Source organism: Variovorax sp. P1_H2 (assembly GCF_056405295.1).
The window spans coordinates 77551-91910 of record NZ_JBFUCJ010000010.1 but is presented as its reverse complement, the minus strand read 5'-3'; the positions used below and the strand labels follow the sequence as shown (position 1 = coordinate 91910).

Here is a 14360-nt window from a genome sequence, read left to right as displayed (position 1 = left end):
CGCAGGCCGCCTTGGGGCGGCCCGGCGCCGGCCTGAGCCCCCACGCTCCCCCACTGCGTGTGGGTCGCTGCCCCCCGAGGGGGCTGCAGGCCGCCTTGGGGCGGCCCGGCGCCGGCCTGGGCCCCCACGGGCCCCACCGCGCGTGGTCGCTGCCTCCTGAGGCGGCTCGGCGTCGGCCTGGTTCGGCTTTCCAGGGGACCTCATGACTTCGGCACCGTCAAGCTGGGCCGTACCCAGTCGCGGGTGATCAGGCCCGCAAGGGCCGGTCCCTGCGGCAGGCTCAGGACCAGGCGGATGCCGTCGGGCAGCGGCGCGGCGGCGCCCAGCGTCTCGGCGCTCACGGCCGGCGTCCAGGCGTTGTTGCGGAAATAGGCGAGCTGCCAGCCGTCGAGCGGGATCAGCTCGACGTCCGCCCCGCCGGTGTCGTTGCTGCCATCGGTTGCCCACGCGGCGGCCTGCGCCCAGGCTTGTCGCCATTCGGCCTGGGTCGTGAAGCCTGGCGATTGCCAGCGCCGCCAGTGCGTGCCGCGCGCGGGGTCCGAGCGCAATGTCCACGCCACGACGAAGACCAGCGGCGTCGCGCTGTCGGTGCTGCGCCGCGTGAGGCGCAGCACGCGGCCGTCCCAGTCGATGGCGGAGGTCTGCGACAGCGCCACCATCGCATCGAGATCGGCGCCCCACTGCGCCAGCGTGGTCTGCAGCGTCAGCACGGCGTCGCCGCGTTCCCGGTTCTGCGCCTGCGCGCGCCCCATCGCATCGAGGCCGCGCCAGCTCATCAGCGCCAGCAGCGCCATGGCCGCGATCGCGACCATCAGTTCGATCAACGTGAAGCCGAGCAGCCTGCGCTTCATCAGTAGCGCCCCACGACAGTGGACTGGCGCAGCACAGACGCCTCGTTGGCATCGCGCACCTGGACGTCGACGCGGCGGAAATTCGGATTCAGCGTCGACGTGGTCGACACCGTCACGCCGAAGCTCTGGTTGGCCTGTACGCAGACCGTGCCGGCATCGCCGACGGGCGGCATCTGGCGCGCCAGCCGGGCCTTGATCAACTCGTTCTCGACGCAGATCTGGGCCAGCATCACGTCCGACTGGCGCTGGGCGTTGCGCGTCAGCGCCAGGGTCGCCTGGGTACCGGCCATCAGCGCGATGGCGACGATGCCGAGGGCGACCAGCACCTCGATCAATGTGAAGCCGCGCGCGGCCCGGCGGCTCATTGGGCAAGCTTTGCGCAGAAGCGCTGCGGTATTCGCCTTGGGAGCGGCCCGGCGTCTCAACGGAGTACCTTCGCGCAGCAGCGCTGCGGTATTCGCCTTGGGAGCGGCCCGGCGTCTCATGGCGCGACGACCGTGAAGGGACGCAGGCCGTCGGTGCCGATGCGCAGGCTGCGGTCGGGCGCTGCTTGCGAACTCAGCAGCACCTGCTGCGCCGCGATGATCGGATCCGGTCCCAGCTGCAAGGCGCCCGCGGCCCGGCCGTCGACGCCGATCGGCTGCGCGGTGATGCCCTCGGCCAGCCAGGCTGTCGGCAAGGCGCCGGCCGGCAGGCCGTCGAAGCTGAAGTTGCCGGGCCCTTCGGGCGTGACGCGCCATCGCACCGCGACGCCGCTGGCGCGCGATTGGGCGCGCGCCGATTCGAGCAGGGCGGCGAGCCGTTCGGCTTCGCGGTCGAGCGCCGCCTGGCCGGAATCGCGCAGCGAGAGGCCGACGCCTGCGGTGGCCAGCGCGATGATCGCGATCACCACCAGCAATTCGAGCAGCGTGAAGCCGGCCGCACCGGGACGGGCGCCAACGCGCCCTCGGCAGCGCGCGCTATTGCCAGCTGCCGATGTCGGCATTCTTGCCTTCGCCGCCGGGCTCGCCATCGGCGCCGAGCGAAAGCACGTCGATTTCGCCCTTGATGCCCGGATTCATGTACTGGTACGGCCGGCCCCAGGGGTCGTTCGGCAGCTTCTCGACATAGGGTTTCCAGTTCGGCGCCGCGGGGCCGCTGGTAGGACGCGTGAGCAGGGCCTGGAGTCCTTGCTCGGCGGTCGGGTAGCGCTGGTTGTCGAGCCGGTAGAGCTTCAGCGCCTGCATCAGGTTGTTGACATCGGTCTTGGCCGCGGTGACGCGGGCGTCGTCGGCCCGTTCGATCACGTTCGGCACGATCAGCGCCGCCAGCACGCCGATGATGACCAGCACCACCATGAGCTCGATCAAGGTGAAGCCGCGTTGCAGTGCGCGGGCGGAAGAGCGGATGAAGATGGGCATTGACGGCGTATGGAAGCGTGAGAGGGCGGCGTTGGCCGCGTTCGCTGAATGATAATCCGGCCTCATGTCAGTCCCCTACGCACCCGCCCGCTGGCCCTCGGCCGTTGCCACGACCGCCGTATGGGCATTGGCCGCCGGGAGCATCGTGTTCTGGGGCCTCCGGCTGGCGGCGCCTTCCGATGCGCCGGCACCTCCGGCGGCGGCCGGCACGCCGCAGGTCGCGCTCGACCCGGCCGCGGTGGCCCGGGTGCTTGGCGCCGTGCCGGCGCAGGCCGCGGTGGCCGCGGCCCCCGAAGCGGCCAGCCGCTTCGTGCTGCTGGGGGTGGTCGCCGATGCGGAGCAGCAGGGGGTGGCGCTGATCGCGGTTGACGGCAAGCCGCCGCGGCCCTTCCGCGTCGGCGCCGCGGTCGCCGACGGTTTCGTGCTGCAGTCGCTTGGTGCCCGGACCGCCGCCCTCGGTGCCAGCGCCGATTCGGCCACTGCATTCACGCTGCAACTGCCCACGCGGCCGCTGGCGACCATGACGCCGCCCGCGCCGTTGCCGCCGCAAAACTGAGGCATGCCCCGGGCTGCACGCGGCGAGCCCGATCTGGGGGCGAGTCAGTTCAGGAACAGCCGGTAGACGGGGTTGGCGGTCTCTTCGACGAAGGGGTAGCCCAGGGTCCGCAGGAACTCGTCGAAAGCTTCGTTGTCGGCCGGCGGCACCTGCAGTCCGACCAGGATGCGCCCGTAGTCGGCCCCCTGGTTGCGATAGTGGAACAAGCTGATGTTCCAGTTCGGCCGCAGCAAGCTCAGGAACTTCAACAGCGCGCCGGGCCGCTCGGGGAACACGAAGCGCAGCAGCCGTTCCTCCTGCGCCAGCGAACTGCGGCCGCCCACCATGTGGCGGATGTGCTCCTTGGCGAGCTCGTCGTGCGTGAGGTCGATGGCGCCGAAGCCGTGCGCCACGAAGGTGCTTGCGATCGTCGTCGATTCGCCGCGCGCCGTGGTCGTCAGGCCGACGAACACGTGGGCCTCCTTCGCGTCGCTGATGCGGTAGTTGAATTCCGTCACGTTGCGCGAGGTGCCCGGCAACTGCCCGACCAGTTCGCAGAAGCGGCGGAAGCTGCCGCGCTCCTCGGGAATGGTCACGGCGAACAGCGCCTCGCGCTCCTCGCCGACCTCGGCCCGTTCGGCCACGAAGCGCAGCCGGTCGAAGTTCATGTTGGCGCCGCACAGGATCGCTGCGTAGGTCTCGCCGCGCGTGCCGCGGGCCTCGACGTACTGCTTGATTGCCGCCACCGCGAGCGCGCCGGCCGGCTCGACGATGCTGCGGGTGTCGATGAAGACATCCTTGATGCCGGCACAGACTGCGTCGGTGTCGACCGTGATGAACTCGTCCACCAGTTCGCTCGAGATGCGGAAGGTCTCCTCGCCGACCAGCTTGACCGCGGTGCCGTCGGAGAACAGGCCGACGTCGGGCAGGGTCACGCGCCGATGCGCGGCGACCGATTGCATCATTGCGTCCGAGTCGTTCATCTGGACCCCGATCACCCGGATCTCGGGGCGGACCGCCTTGATGTAGTTGGCCACGCCGGAGATCAGGCCGCCGCCGCCGATGGCGACGAAGACGGCATGCAGCGGGCCCTGGTGCTGGCGCAGGATCTCCATCGCGATCGTGCCCTGGCCGGCGATCACGTCCGGATCGTCGAAGGGATGCACGAAGGTCAGCCCGTGCAGCTTCTGCTGCTCGAGCGCGTAGCCGTAGGCGTCCGAGTAGCTGTCGCCGTGCAGGTGCACCTCGCCGCCGAGCGCGCGCACCGCGTCGATCTTCAGTTGCGGCGTGGTCACGGGCATCACCACCACGGCCCGCGTCCCGAGCTTGTGGGCGCCCAGTGCGACGCCCTGCGCATGGTTGCCCGCCGATGCGCAGATCACGCCGCTGGCAAGCTGCTCGGGGCTCAGGTGCGCCAGTTTGTTGTAGGCTCCGCGCAGCTTGAAGCTGAACACGGGCTGCTGGTCCTCGCGCTTGAGCAGCACCGTGTTGCCCAGCCTGGCGCTCAGCGCCCGCGCGGGTTCGAGGGCCGATTCGACCGCCACGTCGTAGACGCGCGCGGTCAGGATCTTCTTGAGGTAGTCGGCAGGGGTGAGGGGCGGAGTCGGGGAGGACATAGGGCCGCGATCATAGGCCTCGCCGAGGCTTGGCCAGCGCCCAAGAAAAAAGCCCCGGGCCTTGCGGCCCGGGGCTAAATCCACCAATTGGGAGGGTGGAGGAGACAACCGGTGCACATATGTCGATGTGCGATGAAATAAAGTATATCGGTTGATTGCTGCAATGCAACACGCCCGTTGCTTTTTTTGAACACTAAATCACGTCGCGCGGAGCTTTCTGGGCCCGCTGGGCGACTTTTCGGAGTCGAAGATGGAATGCACAGTAAGTTGGACCGGCAACGCCGGCACGCGATCGGCCATGGGCTTCGTCGCCGAGACCGGAAGCGGCCATGTCCTGCTGATGGATGGCGCCCAGGATGCCGCCAAGCCTGAAAACGGCGGCCAGAACCTGGCGGCGCGGCCCATGGAGACCGTCCTGGCCGGGACCGGCGGCTGCACCGCCTACGACGTCGTGCTGATCCTGAAGCGCGGGCGGCACCAGGTCGAGCGCTGCAGCGTCAAGTTGACCAGCGAGCGGGCCGAAAAGGATCCGAAGGTATTCACCAAGATCCACATGCATTTCACCGTGGCCGGCAAGGGCATCCCCGCCGCGGCCGTGGAGCGCGCGATCGCCCTGAGCCACGACACCTATTGCTCGGCCACCATCATGCTCGGCAAGACGGCCGAGATCACCACCAGTTTCGACCTCGTCGAGGTCTGATTCAGACCCGGTGGGCGACCGTGGTCATGACCCGGGACGCCAGCCGCATCAGCGCCTTGGCCGGCGCAGGCAGTTCCGTGGCGCCGGCGTTCCAGGCCTGGGCGGCGTGCCGGGCTTCGTCGAGTTTCATCTGCTGGATCACGGCCCGGGACGCGGTGTCGCCCGCCGGGAGCCGATCGAGGTGACCGTCCAGGTGGGCCTCGACCTGGCGTTCGGTCTCGGCGACGAAACCGAGGCTGGTGGCGTCGCCGAGTCGGCCCGCGACCAGCCCGAGCCCGAAAGCCCCCAGATACCAGAGCGGATTCAGCACGGATGCGTGGCTGCCCAGGTCGTCGAGCCGCTGCTGGGTCCAGGCCAGGTGGTCGGTTTCTTCGCGGGCCGCTTCATCGAAATGCCGCCGGAGCGCCGGATCCCGGGTGACTGCGGCCTGTGCCGTATACAAAGCCTGCGCACAGACTTCCCCCATATGATTGACCCGCATGAGGGCGCCGGCCTCGTGCCGCTCGGCCTCGCTCAGCGTCCCCGGCGGCGCGTCGGGCCGAGGGAACGGCCGGGTCGAATGCGGTTTGGCGAACAAGGTGCGCAGCGCCGCGTCTGCCACTGCCAGGACGGAGTCGAGCGATCGGTTCATGAAGCGATTGGAACCGATGTACAAAATGTCACATGGAAGCTCGGATCTCGTTTCACATTGCGATGCAGCGAAGGTCCCAAAGCTTTGTTGCACCGCTGCAACGAAACGCCTCGCCCAGCCGCGTTTTCGGGCGATTTGCTTTGCCCTCCCGGAGCGGCTCTGGTGCAATAGCGACAACTTCCCAAAAGGAGGTTGGCCCGGGGTCCGGTGGGAGCACTAAGTGCCAGTCACGGTGAGCCCTTCGCACCGGAGCCCTATGTTTAACCTTGGAGAAACTTGCAATGAAAAAATCTCTAGTTGCCCTGGCTGCTCTGGCTGTTGCCGGCGTCGCCTCGGCTCAATCGTYCGTCACGCTGTTCGGTGTGCTTGACGCTGGCGTCAGCTACTACGAAAACAAGTCGGAAAACGCGTTCGGCGGCAGCGTGAAGCAAAGCCAATGGGCTCAATCCACCAACGGCTACAACTCCAGCCGTCTGGGCTTCCGTGGCACGGAAGACCTCGGTGGTGGCCTGGCAGCCAGCTTCTGGCTCGAAGCCGGCATCGCGAACGATACCGGTGCCGGCAATGGCAATTCCCCCTCCGTGAGCGGCAATGGCCTGAGCTTCGGCCGTCGCTCGACGGTGAGCCTGTCGGGCGCTTTCGGTGAAATGCGCATCGGTCGCGACTACACCCCGACGTTCTGGAACGACACCGTGTTCGATCCGTTCGGCACCAACGGCGTGGGTACCAACCTGATCTCGACGGCCAACGGCTTCAGCTCCAGCGGCGCCAGCACCAACGGTTTCACCGCGAACAACCAGTACGTCCGCGCCAGCAACTCGGTCGGCTACTTCCTGCCGCCGAACCTGGGTGGCTTCTACGGCCAGGTCATGTACGCGTTCAACGAGCAGGTCTCGTACGATCCGGGTACCGTCACGCCTCCTGGCGCTGCCGCGGTCATCACGAACCCGGCACTCGCAGCCATTGGCAACAACGCACGTGCCGGCCGCTACGTCGGTGGTCGCGTCGGCTACGCCAACGGCCCGCTGGACGTCGCTCTGGCGTACGGTGAATCCACCGTGGCCAGCAACTACTACCGCGGCATCACGCAGAACCTCGACACGTGGAACATCGGCGCGTCGTACGACTTCGGCGTGGTCAAGGTGTTCGGCGAGTACTCGGATGCCAAGCTCAAGAACGACGTCTCCACGATCACCCTTGCTGGCGCCTTCGGCGTGGCTGATCCCAAGGCCAAGGGCTGGCTGCTCGGCGCAACCGTGCCTCTGGGTGCTGGTCTGATCCGCGTTGCCTACTCGGCCGTCGACTACAGCAACACCCTGGGTGCTCTGAACCAGGTCTTCGGCGTGCGCAGTGAACCGAGCGCTGACAAGTTCGCCCTCGGCTACGTGTACAACCTGTCGAAGCGCACGGCCCTGTACGCAACGGTGGCGCGCATCAGCAACAAGGACGGTGCTGACCTGCTCGTCGGCGGTAGCGCGGGCTTCACCGGCGGCACCATCAACGGCGGCATCCTGACCCCGAAGAACTCGACGGGTTACGACTTCGGTCTGCGTCACGCTTTCTGATCTGACGCTGGCGCAAGCCAGCATCAATGGGAAGTCTTAAGAGCCACTCGACGAAAGTCGAGTGGCTTTTTTCTTTGCCGAAATGAATATGCCGCACACCCCCGGGGAACCCCCGCATGGGCACGCAGATTGCTCTGCTAGCATCATTGGACACCATTGTTTCTGAATGATTGCTTTCGTACTGCGCCGCCTGATCCAGGCCGTGATCGTCATGGTCGCGGTCGCCTTCTTCGCCTTTCTCCTCTTCCAGTACGTGGGCGACCCGGTCGTCTTCCTGTTGGGCCAGGACGCCAAGCCCGAGCAGATCCGCGAGCTGCGCTCTGCCTTGGGGCTCGACAAGCCCTTCTTCGTGCAGTTCTGGCACTTCTTGCTCAATGCCGCGCAGGGCGAGTTCGGCCTCAGCCTGCGGCAGGGCGCCAAGGTCTCGCGCCTGATCGGCGAGCGCTTCCCGGCCACGCTCGAACTGGCGCTGGTCGCCGCCGTGCTGGCCCTCGTCATCGGCATCCCGATGGGCGTCTACACCGCGCTCAAGCGCGGCACCTTCACGAGCCAGGTCTTCATGACGCTGTCCCTGCTCGGTGTCTCCCTGCCGACCTTCCTGATCGGCATCCTGCTGATCCTGGTGTTCGCGGTGCACCTGGGCTGGTTCCCGAGCTTCGGCCGCGGCGAGACCGTGCAACTGGGCTGGTGGAGCACCGGCTTGCTGAAGTCCGACGGCTGGATGCACATCGTGCTGCCGGCGATCACGCTGGCGATCTTCCAGCTGACCTTGATCATGCGGCTGGTGCGTGCCGAGATGCTCGAGGTGCTGCGCACCGACTACATCAAGTTCGCGCGGGCACGCGGCCTCTCCGACCGCGCGATCCATTTCGGCCATGCGCTGAAGAACACGCTGGTGCCGGTGATGACCATCACCGGCCTGCAACTGGGCGGCCTGATCGCCTTCTCGATCATCACCGAGTCGGTGTTCCAGTGGCCCGGCATGGGCCTGCTGTTCATCCAGGCCGTGACCTTCGCCGACATTCCCGTGATGGCCGCCTACCTGTGTCTGATCGCCCTGATCTTCGTCGTCATCAATCTCGTGGTCGATCTGCTCTACTTCGTGGTCGATCCGAGATTGAGGATCGGCAGCGGAGCCCATTGAAGATGACCGAATCACGACTGCAGGCGGCCGGCAGGCCCTTCGCGCACATCGCGCGCTTCTATCCCGAGTTGACCGCGTTCCGGCGCGATCTGCATGCGCATCCCGAACTCGGCTTCGAGGAGATCTACACCGCGGGCCGCGTCCGCGAGGCTTTGAAGGCCTGCGGCGTGGACGAGATCCACAGCGATATCGGCAGGACCGGGGTGGTCGGCGTGATCCACGGCAGTTCGACCGCCAGCGGCCGCATGATCGGCCTGCGGGCCGACATGGATGCGCTGCCGATGTGCGAGGACAACGACTTCGAATGGCGCTCGGCCAAGCAAGGCCTGATGCATGGCTGCGGCCACGACGGCCACACCGCGATGCTGGTCGGTGCGGCGCGCTATCTGGCGGAGACGCGCAACTTCGACGGCACCGCGGTGCTGATCTTCCAGCCCGGCGAGGAAGGCTTCGCCGGTGCCCGTGTGATGATCGAGGACGGCCTGTTCGACCGCTTCCCGGTCGATTCGGTCTACGCCATGCACAACTGGCCCGGCATGCCGGCCGGCACCGTCGGCATCAACCGCGGCGCGATGATGGCGGCGGCGGACCGCATCACGATCGAGGTGGAGGGCAAGGGCGGCCATGGCGCCCATGCCTACCTGACGGTCGATCCGGTGGTGGTCTCGGCCCACATCATCACCGCGGTGCAGAGCATCGTGTCGCGCAACGTGCGTCCGATCGACGCCGCGGTGGTCAGCATCTGCGCCGTGCAGGCGGGCGACCTGGGCGCGATGAGCGTGGTGCCGGGCAGGGCGACGCTGGTCGGCACCGTGCGGACCTTCAGCTCCCGCGTGCAGGAGCAGGTCGAGCGGCGGCTCGCGGAGCTCTGCGCGGCGGTGGCCGCGGGCTTCGGCGCCACGGCCCAGGTGAAATTCGAGCGCATCTACCCGGCCACCATCAACACCGCGCCCGAAGCCCTGTTCGCTGGCGACGTGGCCGAGTCCCTGGTCGGCGCCCACAACGTCGAGCGCAACATGGAGCCGAGCATGGGTGCCGAGGATTTCTCCTTCATGCTGCAGAAGAAAGCCGGCGCTTACCTGCGCATCGGGCAGGACGCCCGCGGCGGCGCCTTCCTGCACAACAGCAAATACGATTTCAACGACGAGATCCTGCCCCTGGGCGCCGCCTTGCACGCGGGCCTGGTGGAGCAGGGCATGCCGCTGGCCGCCAAGGCCGGCAAATCAGAAACCAGGGCCGTCACGACGGCAACCTGAGTCTTTCCAACCCGAGGAGTGCTTCTCATGAGTCTGAAGAAAAGTGGGGTCGCGGCCGCGATCCTGTCCGTGCTGGCGACCGCGAGCCTGATGGCCGGTGCGCAGACGATTCGCATCGCCAACCAGGGCGACGCCTTGTCGCTCGACCCGCACTCGCTCAATGAATCGCTGCAACTCAGCGTCACCTCCAACGTCTATGAGACCCTGGTCGGCCGCAACAAGGACCTGAGCCTGGCGCCGCTGCTGGCGACCAGCTGGAAGCAGACCTCGCCCAATGTCTGGCGCTTCGAACTGCGCAAGGGTGTCCAGTTCCACGACGGCACGCCGTTCACGGCCGACGACGTGGTGTTCAGCTTTGCCCGCGCCAAGGGCGACGGCTCCGACCTGAAGGCCACGCTGAGCGACGTCAAGGAAGTGCGCAAGGTCGGCGACCTGGCGGTCGAGATCGAGACCGCCGGTCCGTTCCCGATCCTGCCCGACGTGATCTCGCTGACCATGATGATGAGCAAGAAGTGGTGCGAGGAGAACGGCGCCGCCAAGCCGGTCGACAAGCGCAAGGGCGTCGAGAACACGGCCTCCTTCAAGGCCAACGGCACCGGGCCCTTCCGCGTGCGCGAGCGCCAGCCCGACGTCCGCACCGTGTTCACCCGCAACCCCACCTACTGGGGCAAGATCGAAGGCAATGCGCAAGAGGTGATCTTCACGCCGATCGCCAATCCCTCGACGCGCGTCGCCGCGCTGGTGTCGGGCCAGGTCGACGTCATGGAGCCGGTGCCGGTGCAGGACATCGCGCGCATCACGGCCAGCCCCGATGCGCGCGTGATCGCCGGCCCCGAGCTGCGCACCATCTTCCTGGGCATGGACCAGAAGCGCGACGAGCTGCTGTACTCGAGCGTGAAGGGCAAGAACCCGTTCAAGGACAAGCGCGTGCGCCAGGCCTTCTATCAGGCCATCGACGTCGTCGGCATTCAGAAGACCGTGATGCGCGGCGCCTCGCGCCCGACGGCGCTGCTGGTCGGTCCGGGCATCAACGGCTGGACCGCCGAGCAGGACAAGCGCCTGCCCTACGACGTCGACGCCGCCAAGAAGCTGCTGACCGAGGCCGGCTATCCGAACGGCTTCGAGGTCACGATGAACTGCCCGAACGACCGCTACGTGAACGACGGCCAGATCTGCCAGAGCGTGGCCTCGAACCTGGCGAAGATCGGCGTCAAGATCAATCTCGCGACCGAGACCAAGGGCACCTACTTCCCGAAGATCCTGCGCCGCGACACCAGCTTCTACMTGCTGGGCTGGACCCCGACCACCTACGACTCGCACAACGCGTTGTCGTCGCTGACCGCCTGTCCGGACGACAAGGGCACGGGCCAGTTCAACCTCGGCGCCTACTGCAATCCCAAGCTCGACGAACTGACCAAGAAGATCCAGTCCGAGACCGACAAGGCCAAGCGCAACGAGCTGATCAAGCAAGCCTTCACGATCCATGCGGACGACGTCGGCCACCTGCCGCTGCACCAGCAGTCGCTGGCCTGGGGCGTGAGCAAGAAGGTCGAACTGACCCAGCTCGCCGACAACTTCATGTTCTTCAAGTGGATGAGCATCAAGCCTTGAGTCCGTTGTCTGCCTGACCAGGGGGTCCGCGTCAGCGGGCTCCTTCTTTCCGCCTTTCGATGAAAAAAACTTTAGCGCGCTGGCTCGACAGCGATGTCGGCCACAGCTTTCGCAGCTCGCCGGTCGCCATGATGGCGGCCGCGATCGCGTTCCTGTGCCTCTTTTGTGCGGTGTTCGCCGGCTGGGTGACGCCGCACAATCCCTTCGATCTCGCGGCGCTCGAACTCGGCGACGCGCGCCTGCCGCCGGCCTGGAGCCCGGAGGGGTCCACCAAGTACCTGCTGGGCACCGACGACCAGGGCCGCGACATTCTCTCGGCCGTGATCTACGGCGCCCGGATCTCGCTCATCGTCGGCGTGGTGTCGGTGGTGCTGTCGGTTCTGGTCGGCGTGCTGTTCGGACTGCTGGCCGGCTTCTGGGGCGGTTGGCTCGACGCCTTCCTGATGCGCGTCTGCGACGTCATGCTCTCGTTCCCGCCGATCCTGATCGCCCTGCTGATGGCCGGCGTCGGCCGGGCCCTGTTTCCCGATGCGCCGACCTCGGTCGCCTTCGGCGTGCTGATCGTCGCGATCTCGCTGACTGGCTGGGTGCAGTACGCACGCACCGTGCGCGGCTCGACCCTGGTCGAGCGCAGCAAAGAGTATGTGCAGGCGGCGCGCGTCACCGGCGTATCGCCCTGGCGAATCATGCTGCGCCACGTGCTGCCGAACGTGATGGGGCCGGTGATGGTGCTGGCGACCATCCAGGTCGGGACCGCGATCATCACCGAAGCCACGCTGTCCTTCCTGGGCGTCGGCGTGCCGCCGACCTCGCCCTCGCTGGGCACCCTGATCCGCGTCGGCAACGACTACCTGTTTTCGGGCGAATGGTGGATCACGGTGTTTCCGGGCGCAATGCTGGTGCTGATCGCGCTCAGCGTGAACCTGCTCGGCGACTGGCTGCGTGACGCGCTCAACCCGAGGCTGAGATGAGTCTTCTGCAAGTTCGGAACCTGGTCGTCGAATTCCCGCACCGCCGCGGCACGCTGCGCGCGCTCGACGACATCTCCTTCGAGATCGCGCCCGGCGAGATCCTCGGCGTGGTGGGTGAATCGGGCGCGGGCAAGTCGCTCACCGGCGCCGCCATCATCGGCCTCCTCGAACCGCCCGGCCGCGTCGCGGCGGGCGAGATCCTGCTCGAAGGCCAGCGGATCGACAACCTCGGCCACGAGGCGATGCGCCATATCCGCGGGCGCAAGATCGGCGCGATCTTCCAGGATCCGCTGACCTCGCTGAACCCGCTGTACACCATCGGCCGGCAGCTGATCGAGACCATTCGCACCCACCTGCCGGTGAGCGAGGACGAGGCGCGCCGGCGTGCCATCGGCTTGCTGCAGGACACCGGCATCCCGGCGGCAGCCCAGCGCATCGACCACTTTCCGCACCAGTTCTCGGGCGGCATGCGCCAGCGCGTGGTGATCGCCCTGGCCCTGGCGGCCGAGCCCAAGCTGATCGTCGCCGACGAGCCGACCACCGCGCTCGACGTCTCGATCCAGGCGCAGATCATCCAGCTGCTCAAGGGCATCTGCAAGGAGCGGGGCGCCGCCGTGATGCTGATCACGCATGACATGGGCGTGATCGCCGAGACCTGCGACCGCGTGGCCGTGATGTATGCGGGCCGGGTGGCCGAGATCGGCCCGGTGCAGGAGGTGATCAATCAGCCCGCCCATCCCTACACCTCGGGCCTGATGGCCGCCATCCCCGACATGACGATGGACCGCGAACGCCTGAACCAGATCGACGGCGCGATGCCGCGGCTCAACGCGATTCCGCGCGGCTGCGCCTACAACCCGCGCTGCCCGCGCGTGTTCGACCACTGCCTGGTCGAACGGCCGGACCTGTTCAACGCCGGGGCGACCCGCGCCGCCTGCTGGCTGCACGAGACGCACAGCGCCTCGCCGGCCTACGGAGGCGTCGCATGAGCGCCGCCCGGCCGCCCGAAGGCGCTCGCACCGCAGTGCGCAGCACGGAGGTTTCCTGATGACGGCATTGGTGCAGGCGCACGACCTGGCGAAGAGCTTCGACGTCTCGCCGCCCTGGCTCAACCGGGTGCTCGAGCGCAAGCCGCGCGTGCAGCTGAAGGCGGTCGACGGCGTGAGCTTCTCGATCGAGCGCGGCAAGACGCTGGCGCTGGTCGGCGAATCAGGCTGCGGCAAGAGCACGGTGGCCCGGCTGCTGGTCGGCCTCTACGAGCCGACCCGCGGCGGCATGCAGTTCGACGGCCAGGACGCGCACGCGGCCTTCAAGACCCCCGCGGGGCGGGTGCTGCGGCGGCGCATTCAGATGATCTTCCAGGATCCCTACGCGAGCCTCAACCCGCGCTGGATCGTCGAGGACATCATCGGCGAGCCGCTGCGCGAGCACGGCATCCTGAAGGCGGGGCCGGCGCTCAAGGAGCGGGTCGGCGAACTGCTGAAGTCGGTCGGCCTGAGCCCGCTCGACATGGTGAAGTACCCGCACCAGTTCTCCGGCGGCCAGCGGCAGCGGATCTCGATCGCGCGGGCACTGGCGACCCAGCCCGAGTTCCTGGTCTGCGACGAGCCGACCTCGGCGCTCGACGTCAGCGTGCAGGCGCAGGTGCTCAACATCATGAAGGACCTGCAGCGCGAGCAGGGCCTGACCTATCTGTTCATCTCGCACAATCTCGCCGTGGTGCGGCACGTGGCCGACCAGGTCGGCGTGATGTACCTCGGGCGGCTGGTCGAGGTGGCCGACAAGCAGCAGCTCTTCGCGGCGCCGCAGCATCCCTACACCCGGATGCTGCTCGACGCGATCCCGCAGATGAAGCACACCGGCCGCCGCCGCACGCCGGTGCAGGGCGAGGTGCCGAACCCGCTGAATCCGCCGAGCGGCTGCACCTTCCATCCGCGCTGCCCGCTGGCCAACGAGCGCTGCAAGAGCGAGCGGCCGCTGCTGCAGATGCTGCGCGGCGTGCAGGTGGCCTGCCACGCCGTGGAAGAAAACAGAGACTAGGCTCGCCCCCAGGTTGGGCTCACTTCGTGTAGCCCGCCCA

General features: G+C 67.5%; 15 protein-coding genes. 9 read left to right on the top strand and 6 right to left on the bottom strand.

Going from position 1 to position 14360, the window contains the following annotated elements:
* Positions 1 to 200: 200 nt before the first annotated feature.
* The 4 genes from AC1D2E_RS06235 to gspG all read right to left on the bottom strand — a co-directional run bounded on the left by AC1D2E_RS06235 (position 201) and on the right by gspG (position 2251).
* Complete coding sequence (locus AC1D2E_RS06235) at positions 201 to 851, bottom strand: PulJ/GspJ family protein (protein ID WP_478196593.1); 651 nt, start codon at positions 849 to 851, stop codon at positions 201 to 203.
* Positions 851 to 1216, bottom strand: a complete 366-nt coding sequence (gene gspI, locus AC1D2E_RS06230) for a type II secretion system minor pseudopilin GspI (RefSeq protein ID WP_478196592.1) — start codon at positions 1214 to 1216, stop codon at positions 851 to 853. The genes AC1D2E_RS06235 and gspI overlap by 1 nt, the downstream gene beginning before the upstream one ends.
* Before the next feature lie 116 nt (positions 1217 to 1332).
* Positions 1333 to 1836: a prepilin-type N-terminal cleavage/methylation domain-containing protein gene (locus AC1D2E_RS06225; RefSeq protein ID WP_478170697.1), complete on the bottom strand. Its 504-nt coding sequence runs from the start codon at positions 1834 to 1836 to the stop codon at positions 1333 to 1335.
* Positions 1811 to 2251, bottom strand: a complete 441-nt coding sequence (gene gspG / locus AC1D2E_RS06220) for a type II secretion system major pseudopilin GspG (protein WP_478196591.1) — start codon at positions 2249 to 2251, stop codon at positions 1811 to 1813. The genes AC1D2E_RS06225 and gspG overlap by 26 nt, the downstream gene beginning before the upstream one ends.
* A gap of 64 nt (positions 2252 to 2315) precedes the next feature.
* On the opposite strand from gspG, the gene AC1D2E_RS06215 reads away from it, so the two are divergent.
* Positions 2316 to 2807, top strand: a complete 492-nt coding sequence (locus tag AC1D2E_RS06215; RefSeq protein WP_478196590.1) for a type II secretion system protein N — start codon at positions 2316 to 2318, stop codon at positions 2805 to 2807.
* Between the two features lie 44 nt (positions 2808 to 2851).
* Here the strand turns inward: AC1D2E_RS06215 and ilvA are convergent, their stop codons facing one another.
* Positions 2852 to 4402: a threonine ammonia-lyase, biosynthetic gene (ilvA, locus tag AC1D2E_RS06210; protein ID WP_478170700.1), complete on the bottom strand. Its 1551-nt coding sequence runs from the start codon at positions 4400 to 4402 to the stop codon at positions 2852 to 2854.
* A gap of 250 nt (positions 4403 to 4652) precedes the next feature.
* On the opposite strand from ilvA, the gene AC1D2E_RS06205 reads away from it, so the two are divergent.
* Complete coding sequence (locus tag AC1D2E_RS06205; RefSeq protein ID WP_478196589.1) at positions 4653 to 5102, top strand: OsmC family protein; 450 nt, start codon at positions 4653 to 4655, stop codon at positions 5100 to 5102.
* A gap of 1 nt (position 5103) precedes the next feature.
* On the opposite strand, the gene coq7 is transcribed toward AC1D2E_RS06205, so the two are convergent.
* Positions 5104 to 5733: a 2-polyprenyl-3-methyl-6-methoxy-1,4-benzoquinone monooxygenase gene (gene coq7 / locus AC1D2E_RS06200; RefSeq protein WP_478196588.1), complete on the bottom strand. Its 630-nt coding sequence runs from the start codon at positions 5731 to 5733 to the stop codon at positions 5104 to 5106.
* Positions 5734 to 6014: 281 nt separating this feature from the next.
* Here coq7 and AC1D2E_RS06195 point away from each other — a divergent pair, with 281 nt between their 5' ends.
* The 7 genes from AC1D2E_RS06195 (at position 6015) to AC1D2E_RS06165 (ending at position 14320) form a co-directional block, all read left to right on the top strand.
* The gene (locus tag AC1D2E_RS06195) at positions 6015 to 7298 is read left to right on the top strand and encodes a porin (protein WP_478196596.1); all 1284 of its coding nucleotides are present in this window, start codon (positions 6015 to 6017) and stop codon (positions 7296 to 7298) included.
* Positions 7299 to 7464: 166 nt separating this feature from the next.
* Positions 7465 to 8442 (top strand): ABC transporter permease, encoded by a 978-nt coding sequence (locus tag AC1D2E_RS06190; RefSeq protein ID WP_478196587.1) that lies wholly within the window; start codon positions 7465 to 7467, stop codon positions 8440 to 8442.
* A gap of 2 nt (positions 8443 to 8444) precedes the next feature.
* Positions 8445 to 9698, top strand: a complete 1254-nt coding sequence (locus tag AC1D2E_RS06185) for a M20 aminoacylase family protein (RefSeq protein WP_478196586.1) — start codon at positions 8445 to 8447, stop codon at positions 9696 to 9698.
* Between the two features lie 27 nt (positions 9699 to 9725).
* Positions 9726 to 11309, top strand: coding sequence for an ABC transporter substrate-binding protein (locus AC1D2E_RS06180; protein ID WP_478196585.1), 1584 nt, complete (start codon positions 9726 to 9728; stop codon positions 11307 to 11309).
* Between the two features lie 59 nt (positions 11310 to 11368).
* Entirely contained in the window at positions 11369 to 12280 is a 912-nt protein-coding gene (locus tag AC1D2E_RS06175; RefSeq protein ID WP_478196584.1) for an ABC transporter permease, read from the top strand.
* A complete protein-coding gene (locus tag AC1D2E_RS06170) occupies positions 12277 to 13269 on the top strand; it encodes an ABC transporter ATP-binding protein (RefSeq protein WP_478196583.1) in 993 nt (330 codons plus the stop codon). Before AC1D2E_RS06175 ends, AC1D2E_RS06170 begins: the two co-directional genes overlap by 4 nt.
* A 58-nt stretch (positions 13270 to 13327) precedes the next feature.
* Complete coding sequence (locus AC1D2E_RS06165) at positions 13328 to 14320, top strand: ABC transporter ATP-binding protein (protein WP_478196582.1); 993 nt, start codon at positions 13328 to 13330, stop codon at positions 14318 to 14320.
* Positions 14321 to 14360: the final 40 nt, after the last annotated feature.

Coding starts and splice junctions, on each gene's coding strand:
- AC1D2E_RS06235 (WP_478196593.1), bottom strand. CDS start 851: ATGAAGCGCAGGCTGCTCGGCTTCACGTTGATCGAACTGATGGTCGCG.
- gspI (WP_478196592.1), bottom strand. CDS start 1,216: ATGAGCCGCCGGGCCGCGCGCGGCTTCACATTGATCGAGGTGCTGGTC.
- AC1D2E_RS06225 (WP_478170697.1), bottom strand. CDS start 1,836: ATGCCGACATCGGCAGCTGGCAATAGCGCGCGCTGCCGAGGGCGCGTT.
- gspG (WP_478196591.1), bottom strand. CDS start 2,251: ATGCCCATCTTCATCCGCTCTTCCGCCCGCGCACTGCAACGCGGCTTC.
- AC1D2E_RS06215 (WP_478196590.1), top strand. CDS start 2,316: ATGTCAGTCCCCTACGCACCCGCCCGCTGGCCCTCGGCCGTTGCCACG.
- ilvA (WP_478170700.1), bottom strand. CDS start 4,402: ATGTCCTCCCCGACTCCGCCCCTCACCCCTGCCGACTACCTCAAGAAG.
- AC1D2E_RS06205 (WP_478196589.1), top strand. CDS start 4,653: ATGGAATGCACAGTAAGTTGGACCGGCAACGCCGGCACGCGATCGGCC.
- coq7 (WP_478196588.1), bottom strand. CDS start 5,733: ATGAACCGATCGCTCGACTCCGTCCTGGCAGTGGCAGACGCGGCGCTG.
- AC1D2E_RS06190 (WP_478196587.1), top strand. CDS start 7,465: ATGATTGCTTTCGTACTGCGCCGCCTGATCCAGGCCGTGATCGTCATG.
- AC1D2E_RS06185 (WP_478196586.1), top strand. CDS start 8,445: ATGACCGAATCACGACTGCAGGCGGCCGGCAGGCCCTTCGCGCACATC.
- AC1D2E_RS06175 (WP_478196584.1), top strand. CDS start 11,369: ATGAAAAAAACTTTAGCGCGCTGGCTCGACAGCGATGTCGGCCACAGC.
- AC1D2E_RS06170 (WP_478196583.1), top strand. CDS start 12,277: ATGAGTCTTCTGCAAGTTCGGAACCTGGTCGTCGAATTCCCGCACCGC.
- AC1D2E_RS06165 (WP_478196582.1), top strand. CDS start 13,328: ATGACGGCATTGGTGCAGGCGCACGACCTGGCGAAGAGCTTCGACGTC.